This is a genomic window from Ralstonia sp. ASV6 (genome assembly GCF_016429285.1).
GTDB classification, from domain to species: domain Bacteria; phylum Pseudomonadota; class Gammaproteobacteria; order Burkholderiales; family Burkholderiaceae; genus Ralstonia; species Ralstonia flaminis.
The window spans coordinates 1-243 of the sequence record NZ_JAELUI010000715.1 but is presented as its reverse complement, the minus strand read 5'-3'; the positions used below and the strand labels follow the sequence as shown (position 1 = coordinate 243).

Sequence of the window (243 nt, the reverse complement as noted above, 5' to 3'; positions counted from 1 at the left end):
TCACCGGCGCGCTCGCGCCAACACCACCCAGCGTCACCTTGGTGTGCGTGCTGTCGTCGTACTGCACAGCGTTGGCAACGCTCGTGGACAGCGAACTGATCCCAGTCGACGCCGAGGTCGACAGCGAAGACAGCTGGCTGCCGTTGATCGCATCCGTACTCGTCGCGTTCACCGCGCCCGCTGCCACGTTCGTCAGTGTCACCGGCGCGCTGGCGCCAACACCACCCAGCGTCACCTTGGTGT

1 pseudogene is annotated in these 243 nt (G+C 65.8%); it reads right to left on the bottom strand.

Annotated elements, in window-relative coordinates:
• Positions 1–243, bottom strand: a pseudogene (locus JHD73_RS28995) (hypothetical protein); the annotation flags it as partial.